12 protein-coding genes are annotated in these 15,963 nt (G+C 75.0%); 4 read left to right on the forward strand and 8 right to left on the reverse strand.

Translation table 11 applies throughout. The features are described 5' to 3' along the window. The first annotated feature begins 3 nt into the window (after positions 1-3). From OG861_RS03325 to OG861_RS03335, 3 genes are all read left to right on the forward strand, one after another. On the forward strand, positions 4-204 hold the full coding sequence (locus OG861_RS03325) for an MbtH family protein (protein ID WP_329200685.1): 201 nt from the start codon (positions 4-6) through the stop codon (positions 202-204). A 101-nt stretch (positions 205-305) separates the two neighbouring features. Continuing rightward, positions 306-1,628, forward strand: coding sequence for an MFS transporter (locus OG861_RS03330; protein ID WP_330261189.1), 1,323 nt, complete (start codon positions 306-308; stop codon positions 1,626-1,628). Between the two features lie 210 nt (positions 1,629-1,838). Beyond that, positions 1,839-2,024, forward strand: coding sequence for a hypothetical protein (locus OG861_RS03335; RefSeq protein ID WP_329200681.1), 186 nt, complete (start codon positions 1,839-1,841; stop codon positions 2,022-2,024). 81 nt (positions 2,025-2,105) lie between these two features. Here OG861_RS03335 and OG861_RS03340 read toward each other — a convergent pair whose 3' ends face one another. After that, positions 2,106-2,645: a hypothetical protein gene (locus OG861_RS03340; RefSeq protein WP_329200679.1), complete on the reverse strand. Its 540-nt coding sequence runs from the start codon at positions 2,643-2,645 to the stop codon at positions 2,106-2,108. Between the two features lie 194 nt (positions 2,646-2,839). Next, entirely contained in the window at positions 2,840-3,877 is a 1,038-nt protein-coding gene (locus OG861_RS03345) for a helix-turn-helix transcriptional regulator (RefSeq protein WP_330261190.1), read from the reverse strand. Between the two features lie 182 nt (positions 3,878-4,059). Here OG861_RS03345 and OG861_RS03350 point away from each other — a divergent pair, with 182 nt between their 5' ends. Further along, positions 4,060-4,278: a response regulator transcription factor gene (locus OG861_RS03350; protein WP_329200676.1), complete on the forward strand. Its 219-nt coding sequence runs from the start codon at positions 4,060-4,062 to the stop codon at positions 4,276-4,278. Here OG861_RS03350 and OG861_RS03355 read toward each other — a convergent pair. The 6 genes from OG861_RS03355 to OG861_RS03380 all read right to left on the reverse strand — a co-directional run bounded on the left by OG861_RS03355 (position 4,272) and on the right by OG861_RS03380 (position 15,923). Next, positions 4,272-5,594 (reverse strand): MFS transporter, encoded by a 1,323-nt coding sequence (locus tag OG861_RS03355; protein WP_329200674.1) that lies wholly within the window; start codon positions 5,592-5,594, stop codon positions 4,272-4,274. The two genes, OG861_RS03350 and OG861_RS03355, sit on opposite strands and share 7 nt — an antisense overlap. A gap of 41 nt (positions 5,595-5,635) precedes the next feature. After that, positions 5,636-7,207 (reverse strand): amino acid adenylation domain-containing protein, encoded by a 1,572-nt coding sequence (locus OG861_RS03360; protein ID WP_329200672.1) that lies wholly within the window; start codon positions 7,205-7,207, stop codon positions 5,636-5,638. A gap of 126 nt (positions 7,208-7,333) precedes the next feature. Then, on the reverse strand, positions 7,334-10,588 hold the full coding sequence (locus OG861_RS03365) for an amino acid adenylation domain-containing protein (protein ID WP_330261191.1): 3,255 nt from the start codon (positions 10,586-10,588) through the stop codon (positions 7,334-7,336). 129 nt (positions 10,589-10,717) lie between these two features. Continuing rightward, positions 10,718-13,927 (reverse strand): non-ribosomal peptide synthetase, encoded by a 3,210-nt coding sequence (locus OG861_RS03370; protein WP_330261192.1) that lies wholly within the window; start codon positions 13,925-13,927, stop codon positions 10,718-10,720. Further along, complete coding sequence (locus OG861_RS03375) at positions 13,924-15,705, reverse strand: condensation domain-containing protein (RefSeq protein WP_330261193.1); 1,782 nt, start codon at positions 15,703-15,705, stop codon at positions 13,924-13,926. Before OG861_RS03375 ends, OG861_RS03370 begins: the two co-directional genes overlap by 4 nt. Beyond that, positions 15,702-15,923: an MbtH family protein gene (locus OG861_RS03380; RefSeq protein ID WP_329200665.1), complete on the reverse strand. Its 222-nt coding sequence runs from the start codon at positions 15,921-15,923 to the stop codon at positions 15,702-15,704. Before OG861_RS03380 ends, OG861_RS03375 begins: the two co-directional genes overlap by 4 nt. Positions 15,924-15,963 lie beyond the last annotated feature (40 nt).

Consider the following 15,963-nt stretch of genomic DNA (forward strand, 5'->3'; position numbering starts at 1 on the left):
GACATGAACGACTCGACGACCCGGCAGTTCCTCGTGGTGGCCAACGACGAGGAGCAGTACTCCCTCTGGGAGACCGACCGGCCCGTCCCGCCCGGCTGGTACGGACAGGGCTTCCAGGGCACCAAGGACGAGTGCCTGGCGCACATCGACCGCGTGTGGACCGACATGCGCCCGCGCAGCGTCCGCCTGGCCGCGGCCGGCTGACCGCCGCCCGACCGCCGTCCCACTGATCACCGCGGCGCCCGGCGTCCCTCCCCCAGGGGGCCGGGCGCCGCGGCGCACGAAGGAAGGACCGAAGAACCGTCATGAATCCGCCCGTGCCACCCGCGCCGCCGCCGCGGCGGCTGCTGCCCCTGTTCACCCTGGTGGCAGTCTCCGGCGTCTCCTCCCTCGGCATCGCCATGACCCTGATCGCCGTGCCCTGGTTCGTCCTCCACGGCACCGGCAGCGGCGCCCGCACCGGGTTGGTCGCCGCGGCGGAGATGCTGGGGCTGCTGTGCTCGGCCGTGCTCGCCGGCCCGGTCGTGGACCGGTTGCCCGCGCGGGCCGTCAGTACCGGTGCCGACGTGCTGAGCGCCGCGGCCCTGGCCCTGGTTCCGCTGCTGCACTCCCGGGACACGCTGCCGCTGCCGGTCCTGGTCTGCCTGGTGTTCGTGGTGGGCGCTGCGCGCGGCCCCGCCGACACCGCGAAGCAACTCCTGCTGACCGGGGCGATGGAGGGCGCCGGCGTCACGGCGGAGCGGGCGACCAGCGCCGTCGAGGGGGCCCGCCGGATCGGCATGATGACCGGCGCCCCGCTGGCGGGGCTGCTCATCGCCACCGCGGGGCCGGTACGGACCCTGTGCGCGGACGTGGCGGCGATGCTGTTCTGCGCCCTCCTCGTGGCCCTGATGGTCCCGGCCGCGGGCGCGACCCGCACGACGGGCCCGGGGGTGACCTCGTACGTACGGGACCTGCGCACGGGATGGACGCGGTTGCGCGACGACCGGCTGCTGCGGGCCATGACCACCGTCCTGCTGGTGACCAACGCGCTCGACGGGGCGCTGAACGGAGTGCTCTATCCGGCGTACGGCACGCGGGTGCTGCACAGCAGTTCCCTGTTCGGGGCGATGGTCACGGCCATCGGGGCGGGGGCGCTGCTGGGTGCGGCCCTGTTCGGCTGGACCGGTCACCGGGCTCCGCGCCGCGCCCTGTTCGTGGCGGCCTTCGTACTGGTGGGAGCGGTGCGTTGCGCCGCTCTGGCGGCCGAGCCGGCGCCGGTCGTGCTGCTGGCGCTGCTGGCCCTCTCCGGGATCGGGTCGGGGGTGGTCGGGCCGCTGATGATGTCGGTGGCGTACCAGCGGGTGCCGCAGGAGGTGCGCGGGCGGGTCTTCGGGCTGCTCGTCGCCTGCGCGCTGGCGGCCACACCGCTCGGCATGCTCGGTGCGGGGGTCCTGCTGGACCGCTGGGGGCTGACCTGGTCCCTGGTGGCGACGGGGGCCGTCTACCTGGGTGTCACGCTCGCGCCACTGGTGCTGCGGGTATGGCGCCAACTGGACATACCGGATCCGGCCATGCCCCAATGGGATCAGGCCGGGGGCCGCGCCGAGGGTGCGGTTCAGGTACCGGTTCCGGCGTCGAGCCACTGAGCGGTTCGTATGGTTTGAGGGTGATTTGCCGCCCCTCACCTTAACGCCAGGCAGCTTGATGAACGCTCGGGTGGCACTCCACGGGTGCTCGCGGACGGCAGAGTTGGTTTCGCAGGACAACGACCGGCGCGGTTCCCCCACGAGGCGGACCGCGTCACCACCAGACCATCTTCCTGGGGGGAACCCATGCTGAAGCGCTACCTTCTCACCGTGTCCGTCACGGTTGCCGCCCTGCTGGTGCCGGCCGGCGCGGCCTCGGCCGACACCGGCCCGGACGCCCCGGCGGCCACGGCGGAGGTCCACGCCCCCGCCCCGCGCCCCGTGATCGTGCGGAGCACCACCAACTCGGGTACGGAGCGGGGCAAGACCCCCACCGACAGCTCCTGGGGCGGCTGACGCCCGCACCCGCCCGACCAGCGGGTGCAGGACGTACGGGAAGGGGCCGCCTCGTCGAGGCGGCCCCTTCCCGTACGTCGCTCAGCCCGTCGGGGCCCGCAGACGCGTCACGGCGTAGCGGGCACCCGCGGTGAACTCGGCCCGGCGCGACCAGTGCGCCGGGACGTACAGCACCTCACCGGGGCGCAGGCGGCACGCGAACGACGTGGGGCCCGGTTCGGTGGCCGCCGCGGTCCGCGTACGGGAGAGCCGCCAGGTCCCGGCGCCCGCGATCTGGTGGACCAGCAGGTGGTCGCCGCCGCCGTCTCCGGGCCGGACCGCTCGGGCGGCGCCCTCGCCGCCGTCGGCGGTGTCCACGGCGAGGGTGCGGGCCGAAAGCCCGGTCAGGCAACCCAGTTGGGCCGTCAGGAGACCGAGCTGGCTGTCGGCCAGTTCCGGCTCGCAGGCCCCCGGTCCTTCGACGAGGGCGGGGTGGTCGTACTCGGGCCACAGGATGCCGGGGGCGCGTCCGAGGTGGACCGACAGGAAGAGGCCCAGCTCCCGCAGGTGCAGCGCCGCCGGCTCCTCCACGGGACGAAGCCCCGTCCCGCACACCGCGGATCCGTCGTCCGGCATGTCCATGTGCCCCGCCCCCTTGACTTGCGCCGATCGGCCGCGGCTTCGGCGTCGGCGTTCCCGGCACGGGCGCGCGGGCGACGGACCGTCAGCTCACGGCTCTCATCGGGGAAGCATCCGGCACGGGGCCGCGCCGGCACCAGACACGTGTACCCGTTCCCGGATTCGCGCGACAGGAACGGGGGGCCGGCGGCGGCAGTTCACTCCTCGGGCACGTCGGCGGCGGCGAGGCCAGGGTCGGCTTCGGCGGCGGCGAGGCCGGGGTCGGCGCCGAGCAGTCCGCGCATGGCTGCGGCGACCCCCGCCTGGAAGCGGCTGCCGGCGCCCAGCTCCTCCATGATGTCGGCGATGTGACGGCGCGCCGTACGCAGGGACATCCCCAGCCTCCTGGCGATGGCCTCGTCCTTGAGCCCCGCACCGAGGAGTTTGATGATCGTCTCGTGGATCTCTCGAGCCACTTCCTCCAGCCCCTGGCCGGCCGCGTTGGAGAACGGCGTGGCCAGGTCCCAGGTCTGCTCGAAGATGGAGCAGAGGTAGGCCACGGTGGAGGGTTCACGGATGACCACTGCCCCCCAACTGCCGTCCTGGGCCGGAATGAAGGCCAGTTCGCGGTCGAAGACGATCAGGCGGCCGAACAGCTCGTGGGCGGTGCGGTACTCCGCACCCAGGGCCGAGGCCGCCGCGACATAGGCCTGGCTGGGGCCGTTGAAGCGCGCGGTGTGGTGGTAGAGGCTACGGATGGATATGCCGCGTTTCAGCATGGCCTCGTCACGGCGCAGGGCCTCCTGCATGGCCTCCGGCACCCGGCTGCCGCCGCCCGGCTGCGAGGTCAGCATCTCCCTGACACAGGCGTCCGAGGCGCGGTTGAGGGCGCCGCGTACGTCCTGCAGGTTCTCCAGGACCTCCAGGGACTCGCCCGCGGTGCGGCGCTGGAGGTAGTGCGGTTCGAAGCGGCCGAGTTCCGCGCGGATGCCGCTGATCATCCGCTCGCGCTCGCGGATCTGCACCTCCAGCGGGGCGACGAGCTGGGAGGCGGCGGTGTCGGGCGCGACCGCGAAGGCCACCGAGGTGTCGTCGGGGCCGATGTGGAGCAGGTGCGCCCGGCGCAGCCGTTGGGTGCTGCGGCGGACCTCCTCCGGATCGCGGCCGGTCGCGGAGGCGACGGCGTCCACTTCGAGGCTCCGGTGTTCGAGCACCCATCCGTAGACGTCCAGGTCGGCGTCCTCCAGATCAGGCACCAGGTCGGAATCCACGTTTGCCCCATTTTGCACTTTTTACCCCGGGTCGCTTTGCTGCCAGGCATGTTGGTGAGGTGCCCGTCCCCTGGCCCCAGGATAAACAAGACGAAAGTCTGTTCCTACGGAACACGGCCGCACCTGCGCCCCGTCACCACGCACCCGGACAACCCGAGGAGTACCCCGTGCACGACACCGCTGTGAACAGCGTCGCCCTCACCCCGCGCGAGCGGGAGGTCCTCGCCCACCTCGCGCAGGGCGACACGTACCGGATCATCGCCCGCCGGATGGGGCTCAGCCCGCACACCGTCGACACCTACCTGCGCCGGCTGCGCAGCAAGACCGGGGCCGTCAACCGCACCCAGCTCACCCACCTGGCGTTCCAGCTCGGCTACGGCTACTGAGCGGCGGCCTCGGCCGGGACGGCGGGCTGCTCCTCGAACTCCCGCATCCGGCGCAGCGGCGAGCACACCAGGACCAGGGGAGCCGCGGACAGCGCCGCGGTGAAGAGCCACAGCGCGGCCCGCACGCCGAACACCTCGCCGAGGACGCCGGCGAGCACACCGCTGACCGGCAGGACGCCCCACACCAGGAAACGCATGGTGGCCGTCATGCGCCCGAGCAGGTGCGGCGGGCACACGGTCTGCCGGTAGGCCACCTGGCAGATGTTGTACACGGTCACCCCGGCCGACTGGACGAGCGATCCCAGCACGAACAGCGCGAGGCGCCAGCCGTTCCCGGCCAACGGCAGGAGGAGCCCGAACGGCATCGTGACCAGCAGCGACAGCCAGGTCAGCCGGGCCGCTCCCACGGCGCGCGTCAGGCGTTCCGTGGCGACCGCGGCGAGCAGCGAGCCGACCGTGGCCGTGGTCAGCACCCAGCCGACCGCCGCGGGCGCCAGCCCCACCGTCCGGGTCAGGAAGAGGACCTCGACCGCCATGACCCCGCTCAGGAACAGGTTCACCGAGGCCGTGTTCAGGGCGATGAGCCGCAGGACCCGGTGTCCCAGTACGTAGCCGAGGCCCTCGCGGATGTCACGGAGCAGGTGGCGGCGCCCGGCGGGGGCGGGCCGCTCCTCCCGGGCGCGGATCCGTCCCAGGAGGACGACGGAAGCCAGTGAGGTGGCGGCTTGTCCGGCGAGGGTGCCGGCCGGGCCGAACAGCTGGACGAGGAAGCCCGCGACGCCGGGCCCGCTGAACTCGGCGGCCGAACGCACCGTTTCCAGCTTGGAGTTGCCGCCGATCAGGGTGGACTCCCCCACCAGGGTCGGCAGGTAGCTCTGGTCGGCCACGTCGCCGAACAGCCGGGCGCACCCCAGCAGCAGGGCCACCGCGTACAGCAGCGGCATGGAGTGCAGGCCGGACAGGTACGCGAGCGGCAGGCCGGTCAGCAGGACGGTGCGGGCCAGGTCGGCCGCGATCATCACGCTGCGGCGGCGCATCCGGTCGACCCACGCGCCCGCGGGCAGCCCGAGCAGCAGGAAGGCCGCCTGTTCGGCCGCTGCCAGCAGGCCGACCTCCATCGCCGAGGCGTGCAGGGTGAGGACCGCCATCAGCGGCAGGGCGACGTAAGTGATGCTGTTGCCCAGCTCGTTGCATATGTGGGAGGACATGAAGAGGCGGAAGTCGCGCCGTCGTGTGCGGACGAGGGCGGCCGGCTCGGCTGCGGGGCTCGGCGGGGACACGGGCGCGGACGCCGGTTCCGCTGCGGGGACGGACATCTGGAGGTTCCCTTTCCGGGGAGGGGTGCGGGGGAGCCGCGTCAGCGGGACACGGTGGCGGCGGCCGGGGAGGGCAGGGCGGGCAGGGCGCGCGGATCGAGCTTGCCGCCCGGAGTACGGGGCAGTTCCGCCAGGATCACGATATGGGCCGGAACCAGATGACCGGGCACCCGGCGGGCGAGGTGGCCGCGCAGTCCCCGCCCGTCCAGCGTGCTGCCGGGCACCGTCACCACGTAGGCCGCGACCTGGGGTTCGCCGCGGTCGCGCACCGCGCGGGCGACCACGTCCAGGACGTCGGGGTGGGCGGCGACGGCGGCCTCGACCTCCTTGAGCTCCACCCGGAAGCCGCGGATCTTGACCTGGTCGTCCGCGCGCCCCAGGAACTCCAGCGTGCCGTCCGCGGTGCGCCGGACCCGGTCGCCGGTGCGGTACATCCGCTCGCCCGGCCGCCTACCGAAGGGGTCCGCGACGAAGCGTTCCGAGGTCGGCGCCGGCCTGCCGTGGTAGCCGCGGGCCAGGCAGTCGCCGGCGAGGTACAGCTCGCCCGCCGCCCCGGCCGGCGCCTCGGTCAGCGCCTCGTCGAGGACGTACGCCCGCACGCCCGGGAGCGGGGTGCCCAGCGGGATGACCTCGTCGCCGGTGAGGGCGAGCAGTTCCGCCGGGCCCGCCTCGTAGGAGGTGGCGGTGATCGTGGACTCGGTCAGGCCGTAGCAGCTGACCACGGGCGGGCCGCCCGCGGCGGCCCAGCGCTTGAGGTCGGCGGTGCGTCCGGCGTCGCTGCCGATGACCACCCGGCGCAGGTCTGCGGGCAGTTGCCGGGGCCGGCGCTCCACGTCCTTCGCCCACTGCGCCCAGTACGGTGTGGGCAGGTTCACCACGCTCACCCCCCGCTCGGCCAGGAAGGGTTCGAGCTCGGCCGGCGACAGGACGTTGTCCTCCACGAAGACGGCCGCGCCCCCCGTGCACCAGGTGGGCAGGGCTTCCTCCAGGGCCACGTCGAAGGCGGGCGCCGCGAACTGCAGCACCCGGTCCGCCCGGGTCAGCGCGTAGCGCTCCGCCAGGACGGCGCTCTGGGCGGCGAGTGACCGGTGGGCGACGGCCACGGGTTTGGGCCGGCCGGTCGAACCCGACGTGAAGAGCACGTAGGCGAGCGAGTCGGGGTCGCAGGCCGCCGGCTCGGGCAGCGCCTCCCGGCCGGCCTCCTCCTGCGGCCGTCCGTCCGTGCCGGCCCAGAACAGCTCGCGTCCGCAGCGCCGTTGCAGGTCGGCCGCCGCCAGGTGGCCGGGGGCGACCGCGTACCGGGTGCCGGCGGCGTCCGTCAGCGTACGGAGCCTCTCGTCGGGGGTGTCCAGGTCCACCGGCAGCAGCGCCGCGCCGGCATACCAGATCCCGAGGACGCCGACCGCCCAGTGCAGGCCCCGGCGCACCCCGAGCAGCACCGTGTCCTCCGGGCCCGCGCCGGCGGCCCGGAGCTCCCGGGCCAGGGCACGGGCGCGGCGGTCGAGCAGGCGGTACGTCAGCTCGCCTTCCGGCCCGCGTGCCGCGATCGCGTCGGGGGTGAGGTCCGCCTGCCGCGCGATCCGCAGCGGTACGGGGGTCTCGGTCCGGGTCATGGTGTCTCCAGGTCGGTACGGGGCTCGCGGCCGGGGCCGCAGGGGCCCCGGCGTGGGCGGGCGGTCGGGCGGCGCGCGGTGGGGCGCGGTGGTGTCGGGCGGGCGGGGCGCGGTGGGGACGGCCGGTCAGGCGTGGTCCCGGGCGCGCGGGCGCAGCACCGGACGGGCGGGCCGGCCCGGGCCGTCCGCGGCGACCGCCCCTGCGGCGGCGAGGCGGGCTGCCAGCCCGGCGGGGGTCGGGGTTTCGAAGAGGTCCCGGATGGTCAGCCGGGCGCCGCACTCGCTGCGGACGCGGCCCATGAGCCGGGTGGCGAGCAGGGAGTGCCCCCCGTGCGCGAAGAAGTCGTCGTCCGGGCCGGCGCCGGGCAGGCCCAGCACCTCGGCGAAGATCGTGCAGAGCGTCTGCTCGGCCGGGGTCTCCGGGGCGCGGCCGGCGGGACGCGCCACGGTGGCGGGGTCCGGCAGGGCCTTGCGGTCGAGCTTGCCGTTGGTGGTGAGCGGGAACGCGGGCAGGGCCAGGAACATGGCGGGGACCATGTAGTTCGGCAGGGCCAGACCGAGGGCGGAGCGCACCTCCTCGGGAGCGGGCGAGCCGGTGTAGTAGGCGATCAGCCGCTGCTGCCCGGCCTGGTCGCGGTCGACGGCGACCACGGCCTCGCTGACGCCCGGCACGGCGCGCAGGGCCGTCTCCACCTCGCCGAGCTCGATGCGGTTGCCGCGGATCTTGACCTGGTGGTCCTGGCGGCCGAGGAAGTCGAGCTGGCCGTCCGCGCGGAGCCGGGCCAGGTCGCCGGTGCGGTACATCCGGCTGCCCGGCTCGGCGGCGAACGGGTCGGGGACGTAGCGCTCGCTGGTGCGGCGGGGGTCGCGCAGGTAACCGGGGCCCACGCCCGTTCCCGCGATGAACAGTTCACCGGGCACCCCCGGCGGTACCGGGGCGAGGCCCTGGTCGAGGACGTACAGGCGGTTGTTGCGCAGCGGGCGGCCGACGGGCAGCCGCCCTTGTTCGAGCAGGGCGCCCACGTCGTGGCCGATGAAGGCGTGGGTGTTGTCGTCGGAGCACTCGGTGAGGCCGTAGGCGTTGATGATCGCCGCGTCCGGGTAGCGGGCGTACCAGCGCTCGCACAGTTCCGGGGGCAGGACTTCACCGTTGACGATGAACCAGCGCAGCTCGGGGAGCGCGGGCGGGACGGCGCCGGTGTCCCACAGGTCCACGGCGGCGCGGACGAAGGAGGGCACCGTCTCCAGCACGGTGATGCCGCGGCGCGCAGCGTCGGCGAAGAGCACGGCCGGGTCGCGGGCCGTGTCCCGGCTGACGAGGTGCACCCGGCCGCCGGTGATCAGCGGCGCGAGCATCTGCCAGACGGAGATGTCGAAGGTGAGCGGGGCGTTCATCACCACCCGGTCACCGGTGGTCAGTTCGAGGTCGTCCAGCTTGCTCAGCAGGTGGTTGTTCATGCCCCGCCGGTGCACCATGGCGCCCTTGGGCTTGCCGGTGGAGCCGGAGGTGAAGCAGACGTACGCCAGTGCGTCGGGTCCGCCGGCGAGGGGGGCGCGCGACGCCGGGGCCGTGTCGCCCGTGTCCGCGAGGGCCAGGACGCGGACGGCTCCCCCGCACGCGTCGGCGATCTCCCGGGCCCGCTCCTGCTGGGCGGGGGCGGCCAGCAGCCAGCCGATCCCGCCCGCGCCGAGCAGGTCGGCGGTACGGGCGACGGGCCCTTCGGGGTCGAGCGGCACGTAGGCGGCGCCCGCCCCCAGGATGCCGAGCAGGGCGACCGGGACGGCGGCGGTGGGTTCGCTGAGCACCGCGACGAGGTCTCCGGCGCCCACGCCGGCTTCGAGCAGCCGCAGGCTGAGCGTGTCGGTGCGGGCGATCAGCCCCGCGTAGCCGATCTCCCGGCCGCGGTCGTCGGTGACGGCCGTCGCGGCCGGGGTCAGCGCCGCCTGCTCCCGTACCCGCTCGACCACCTCGGCGTAGTCCTCGTCGCAGGCGGTGTCGTTCCACTCCACCAGCACCCGGTGCCGTTCGGCGGCGGAGAGCAGGTCCAGCGCGCCGACGGGCAGCCGGGGGTCCTCCACCACCGCTTCCAGGAGGCGGACCAGCCGGTCGAGCACGGCCCGGGCCTGGTCCGCGCCGAAGACGTCGGGGCGGTAGTCGATCTGGAGGCGCAGCCGGGTGCCGGGGACGGCGGTCAGGGTGAGCGGGTAGTGGGCGGCGTCGTGCGGGTCCACGCCGGTGACGCGGAGGTCACCGCCGGAGAGTGCGGCGAGCCCGTCGGCGTCGACGGGGTAGTTCTGGAACGCGACGCAGGAGTCGAAGAGTTCCCCGGCGCCGGCGAGGCGCTGGACCTCCACGAGGCTGAGGTGGTGGTGCTCGATCAGCGCGGCCTGCTCCTCCTGGAGCCGGCCGAAGAGCTCCACGAGGGGCTCGGCGCGATCGATCCGCACCCGCACCGGAACGGTGTTGATGCACAGCCCCACGATGTCGGCGACACCGGGCAGCTCCGGGGAGCGGCCGCTGACGATGGCGCCGAACACCACGTCCTCGGAGCGCAGTTGCTGGCCGAGCAGCAGGGCCCACGCGCCTTGCAGCACGGTACCGGGCGTCAGCCGGTGGGCACGGGCCAGCTCGGTGAGCCGGTCGGTGGTGGCCCGGGCGAGCTCGGTCTCGACCCGGTCCGGGAGCACCGCGCCCGGGGGTACGGACACCGGCGCCGTCCTGCTGCCGCCGGCGAGGCCGGCCAGCGACCGGCTCCAGGCGTCCCGGGCGGCCGCCGTGTCGCGGGTGCCGAGCCAGCGCAGGAAGGAGGAGTACGGGGTGACGGGCGCGGGCCCGCTGCCGTCGGGGCGGGCGTCGTGGGCGGCGAGGAGTTCCCGGACCAGGACGGGCCAGGACCAGCCGTCCATCAGGATGTGGTGGTAGGTGAGCAGCAGCCGGTGGCTGTGCGGCCCGGTGCGGATGAGGGTGAAGCGCAGCAGCGGCGGCCGGGCGAGGTCGAAGCGGCGGGCCCGGTCCTCGGCGAGCAGCGTGTCGAGGGCACGCCGCAGGGCGGGACCGTCGAGGGCGGAGAGGTCCTCCTCCCGCCAGGGGGCGCGTACGTCGCGCTGCACGACCTGTGCGGGGTCGCCGGAGGCGCGGCGCAGGAAGCCGGCGCGGAGGTTGGCGTGCCGGGCGAGGACGCCGTCGGCGGCGTCCCGCAGCCGGCGGGCGTCGAGGGGGCCGCTGAGGTCCAGCAGCAACTGGGCCACGTAGACGTCGCGTTCGCTCTCGTCGAAGAGGGAGTGGAAGAGGATGCCGTCCTGGAGCGGTGACAGGGGCAGCACGTCCTCGACGCGGGACCGGACGGAGTCGGGTGACGGCTCGGTCGGCGGGTGGTTCACGGCGGTTACCTCCGGTGGTGCGGGGTGGGTCGGGGGGCGGTTCGGGCCCGGCGGGTGCGGCGGACCGGCGGGTCAGGCCGGCAGGCGGGCAGGCCGGCAGGCGGGCAGGCGGGCGGGCCGGCAGGCGGGTCAGGCCGGCCGGGGGCGGCGGGGGCGGCGGACCACCGCCGGTTCGTCGGCGGGCACGTCCTGCTCCGGGCTCTCGGTCAGCGCCACGGCGAGCTGCTCCACCGTCGGCGCGGCGAAGAAGGCACGGATGCCCACGGTCGAGCCGAGAGCCGAGCGCACCTCGGCGAGGAGACGGGTGGCGAGCAGCGAATGGCCGCCGAGGTCGAAGAAGTTGTCACGGACGCCGACCCGCTCATGGCCGAGGACAGCCTCCCAGACGGCGCACAGGGCGCGCTCGGTGCCGTTCCGCGGGGCCACGTGGGCCCGGTCGGCGGCGGCCGGGGCGGGGGCGGGCAGGGCCGCCGTGTCGATCTTGCCGTTGGGTGTCACGGGGAAGCGGTCCAGCAGCGTGAGCGAATGCGGAACCATGTAGTCGGGCAGGGCCGCGGCGAGGTGGTCGCGCAGGGCGGCCGCGCTCGGGGCCTCGGCGCCGTCGGCCGGCACGGCGTATCCGGCGAGCGCGGGGCCGGCGGGGCCGGTCACCACGGTGACGGCGGCCTGTCCCACCGCGGGGTGCGCGGCGAGCACGTTCTCGATCTCGCCGGGTTCGATGCGCAGGCCGCGGATCTTGACCTGGCGGTCGGCCCGGCCGAGGTACTCCACCTGACCGCCCGCGTTCCACCGGGCCCGGTCGCCGGTGCGGTACATCCGCTCCCCCGCGGGCCCGTACGGGCAGGCCACGAAGCGTTCCGCGGTGAGGCCGGGGCGGTTCAGGTAACCCTGCGCCAGACCGCTGCCGGCGATGTACAGCTCGCCGGGAACCCCCGGGGGGACCGGGGCGAGCCGGTCGTCGAGGACGTACAGCCGGGTGCCGTCCAGGGGCCGGCCGATGGGGATCCGGCCGTCGGGGACGGGACGGCCGGGCGCGAGGGGGAAGACCGCCGAGAAGGTGGTGGTCTCCGTCGGCCCGTACGCATTGGTGACGGTGGTGTCCGGACAGGCCTCGCGGACCCGGCGGACCATGGGCGGCGAGGCGGCCTCGCCTCCCGTCATCACCTCGCGCAGGGAGGCCAGTTCCGGCAGGTGCGCGTCGGCCAGTACGTTGAAGAGGGTGGCCGTCAGGAAGGTGCCGGTGACCTTCCGGTCGGCGATCAGGCGGGCGAGTTCCGCGACGTCCAGGTCCCCGGGCGGGGCCACCACCACGACGCCGCCGTTCAGCAGCGGCACCCACAACTCGTAGGTGGAGGCGTCGAAGGCGTGCGGGGAGCGGAACAGCACCCGCTCGTGGGCCCCGCCGCGCCAGCGGCTGTCCCGGGCGAGGGCGACGACCTCACGGTGCGGGACGGTGACCCCCTTGGGGGTGCCGGTGGAACCGGAGGTGTACATCACGTAGGCCAGGGCGTCGGCGTGCCCGGGGCCGCGGACCGTGGTGCGCGCGGCCCCCGTACCCGGTCCGGGCCGCAGCACACGTCCGGCACCGAGGGTTTCGCGGAGTGCGCCGTCGGACTGCGGGGAGTCCGTGACCAGTACGGCGGCGCCGGCGCCGGCCACGACGGCGGCGGACCGCGCCCGCGGGGCCCGCGCGTCCAGCGGCAGGTAGGCGGCGCCGGCCTTGAGCACGCCGAGGCAGGCGGCGATCAGCTCGACGGAGCGCTCCATCAGCACGGCGACGGTATCGCCGGAGCGCACTCCGAGGTCCTCCAGGCCGTCGGCGACCGCGTCGGAGAGCAGGTCGAGTTCCCCGTACGTGCCCTCGCGGTCGGCGCAGACCACGGCGGTGCGGCCGGGGTGCTCCGCGGCCCGCTCCGCGAACAGCGCGTGCACGGTCGCGCGGGAGTCCTGCGGGCGCGCGGGGCGGCCCGCGCGGCCCTCCAGCAGCTCGGCGCGCTCCCCGGGGGCGAGGACGTCCAGGGCGGCGAGGGGGGCGGCGGGGTCGCGGACGGCCTCGGCGGTCAGCCGTACCAGCCGGTCGAGCAGTGCCTGCGCGGTGGCCCCGTCGAACAGGTCGTCCGCGTATTCCAGGGACAGGCCGATCCCGGCCGGGGCGCCGGTGACGGGGTCGCGGCGCTCGTCCACCTCCAGGGTCAGGTCGAACTTGGCGGTACCGGTGCGGACCGCCTCCACCTCCGTGACGAGGCCGGGCAGTTCGGGGGCGGGGCCTTCGCCGCGCTGTCCGGCGACGGCGACCTGGAACAGCGGGTGCCGGGACGGGGAGCGGGCCGGGTTGAGCCGTTCGACCAGGGATTCGAAGGGGACGTCCTGGTGGACGTGGGCGTCCAGGACCGCGTCGCGCACCCGGTCGAGAAGTTCTTCGAAGGCCGGGTCGCCGGAGGTGTCGGCGCGGACGACGAGGGTGTGCACGAAGAGGCCGATGACATCGTGCAGGGCCTCGTCGTCCCGCCCGTCGACGGGGCAGCCCAGCGGGAGGTCGGTGCCCGCCCCGAGCCGGGTGAGCAGGGCGGCGAAGGCGGACTGCACCGCCATGAACGGCGTCGCCCGCCGGGCCTGGGCGAGGTCCGCGAGCGCGGTGTGCAGGGCGGGGTCGAGGCGCGCCGTCACCAGTGCTCCGCGGTGGGAGGCGACGGGCGGCCGCGGCCGGTCGGCCGGCAGCTCCAGCTCCTCGGGCAGCCCGGCCAGGGCGCGGGTCCAGTGGGCGAGCTGCCGGGCGTGGAGGGACGCCGGATCAGCGGGGTCCCCCAGCAGCTCGCGCTGCCAGATCGCGAAGTCGGGGTAGTGGAGCGTCAGTTCGGGCCAGTTCGGGTCCTCGTGGCGGACCCGGGCGGTGTAGGCGGCGGCGAGGTCCCGGACCAGGAGGTCCATGGACCGGCCGTCCCCGGCGATGTGGTGCAGGACGAGCAGCAGGTAGTGGTCCTCGCTCCCGTGCGCGAACAGGTGCGCGCGCAGGGGGATTTCCGCGGCGAGGTCGAACGGCCGCCGGGCGGCGGCGGCGACGAGCCGCTCGCGCTCCTCGTGGGCGCACAGGACGACGGCCAGGTCCGGTGCGGCGGCGCCGGTGGCGAGGACCTCCTGCCGGGGGCGGCCCCCTTCGTCCGGGAAGAGGGTGCGCAGGGCCTCGTGCCGGTCGGTGACGTCGGCCAGGGCGCCGCGCAGCGCCGAGCGGTCGAGCGTGCCGCGCAGCCTCAGCCCGACGGGGATGCTGTACTGCGCGCCGTCATCGCCGTCGCGGCCGAGGAACCACAGCCGCTGCTGGGCGTGGGACAGAGGGATCACAGCAGTTCTCCGAGCTGGGATTCGAAGGAGTCGAGGTCCGCCTGGCTGATGTCGGCCAGCGACACGTCGGACGGGGTCAGTGCGGCCGCCCCGGGCCGGCCCGTGTACCGGGCGAGCGCGCGCAGCACGGCGAACCACTCCTCGGCGAGGGCGCGGACCCGGGTTCCCGGATAGGCGTTGCCGGCCCAGGTCCACGTGGCGCTGAGGGTCAGTCCCCCGGGCCCTTCGTGGGCGGCCGCGTTGACCTCCACGGCATGGGCCATCGGCAGACCCTCGTCCGCGTCGTCCAGGGCGAAGGCGTGCCCGGGGGCGGCGGACCAGTCCCCGTCGTCCCCCATCGGGAACCGGCCGAGGTAGTTGAAGCCGATCTCGGGGATCCCGCGCCGGGCGAGGCCCGGGCCGGTCCGGGAGTTGAGGTGGCGCAGCAGCCCGAAGCCGATTCCCTTGTCCGGGACGGCGCGCAGGTCTTCCTTGACCAGGCGCAGGGCGGCGCCGAGTGCCGGCCCGCCGGCGCGGGCGTCGGCCGGGTCGGTCGGTCCCAGGTCGAGGCGGACCGGGTAGACGGTGGTGAACCAGCCGACGGTACGGGACAGGTCCAGGCCGTCGACCACGTCCTCCCGGCCGTGCCCCTCGACGTCGACCAGGACCCGGCCGCCGGCGGGGTCCTCGCCGGACGGGCCGTCGCCGCCGCCCTCGCCGTCGCCGTCGCGGCGCCAGTTCAGCACCGCCAGGGCCAGGCCGGTGAGCAGGACGTCGTTGACGGTGCCGTTGACCAGGCCGGGGACGGCCGTCAGCAGGGGGCCGGTGAACTCCGGCGGCAGGGTGAGCACATGGGTGTTCCGTGCGGTCTCCGGGTCGAGGGGGCCGGGTGGGCGCACGCCGGCGAGCGGGGCGGGGGCCGGGCCCAGGACGTCGTACCAGCGGGTGGCCTCGCCCATCCGGCGGCCCGAGGTCGCGTCGGCGCGCAGCAGCTCCGCCCAGTGCGCGAACGGGGTGTGAACCGGGTCGGGTTCGGGGGCGGCGCCCGAGGCCAGGGCGGCCCAGCAGGTGCGCAGGTCGTCCTGGAGGATGCGCCAGGACACCCCGTCGACGGCCAGGTGGTGGACGATGAGGGCGAGGCGTCCCTGCCGGTCGGCACCGCGGTCGAGCAGTACGGCCCGCAGCATGGTCCCGTCCCGGGGCGAGAGCAGCGCCCGCGCGGCCTCCATGCGCCGGCCCATGAGGGCGGGCAGTTCCTCGTCGGTGGCGGTGCGGGCGTCCACCCGCTCCACGAGCCCCGCGGCGGCCACCGTCCCGGGTTCGGGGATCTCGGCCGCCGGGACGGGCGCCGCGAGCCCCCCGGGCAGCCGCAGCCGCAGGACGTCGTGGGTGTCGAGCAGGGCCTGTACGAGACGTTCGGCCGCCGCGGCGTCGAAGCCCGCAGGCGTACGGACCACGAGCGACTGGTTGTAGCTGTCGACGGGGCCGTCCACCTCGCCGAGCCACTCCATGATCGGTGTGGCGGCGAGGGGGCCGAAGCGGCGCGGCGGCGCCGTCGGCCCGGACCGGCCGTGGGCCCGGTCGTCCGTACGGGCCGCGGCGGCGAGGGCGCTGACGCTCTCGCTGCGCAGCACCTCGCGGGTGGTGACCACCAGCCCCGCGAGGCGCGCCCGGCTGACGACCTGGATGGCCTGGATGCTGTCGCCCCCGAGGCCGGTGAAGCTCTGCCCGGGGTGGACCTCGGGCAGGCCCAGGACCTCGGCGAACAGGGTGCACAGAGTCGTTTCGTGGGCGGTCACCGGGGGGCGTTCCCGGCCAGGGCGGCCACCAGCGAGGCCGGTCGCATGTCGGTCCAGTTCCGCTCGACGTAGTCCAGGCAGTTCTGGCGCCCGTCGGGCCCGTGCACCAGGGTCCAGCCCGCGGGCACGGGCTGGGCGGCCGGCCACAGGGAGTGCTGGAGCTGCTCGTTGCGAAGGACGGTGTAGGAGGCCTGGTCGTTCTCGAAGGGGTTGCTCATGGGAGGTCACCTCGGTGTGTGGAAGGGAACGGAAAGGAAG

The sequence above is a fragment of the Streptomyces sp. NBC_00539 genome (genome assembly GCF_036346105.1).
Taxonomy (GTDB): Bacteria; Actinomycetota; Actinomycetes; order Streptomycetales; family Streptomycetaceae; genus Streptomyces.

Excerpts from the sequence above, each read along its gene's own strand:
- OG861_RS03325 (WP_329200685.1), top strand. The coding sequence starts at position 4 with ATGAACGACTCGACGACCCGGCAGTTCCTCGTGGTGGCCAACGACGAG.
- OG861_RS03330 (WP_330261189.1), top strand. The coding sequence starts at position 306 with ATGAATCCGCCCGTGCCACCCGCGCCGCCGCCGCGGCGGCTGCTGCCC.
- OG861_RS03340 (WP_329200679.1), bottom strand. The coding sequence starts at position 2,645 with ATGGACATGCCGGACGACGGATCCGCGGTGTGCGGGACGGGGCTTCGT.
- OG861_RS03355 (WP_329200674.1), bottom strand. The coding sequence starts at position 5,594 with ATGTCCGTCCCCGCAGCGGAACCGGCGTCCGCGCCCGTGTCCCCGCCG.
- OG861_RS03360 (WP_329200672.1), bottom strand. The coding sequence starts at position 7,207 with ATGACCCGGACCGAGACCCCCGTACCGCTGCGGATCGCGCGGCAGGCG.
- OG861_RS03380 (WP_329200665.1), bottom strand. The coding sequence starts at position 15,923 with ATGAGCAACCCCTTCGAGAACGACCAGGCCTCCTACACCGTCCTTCGC.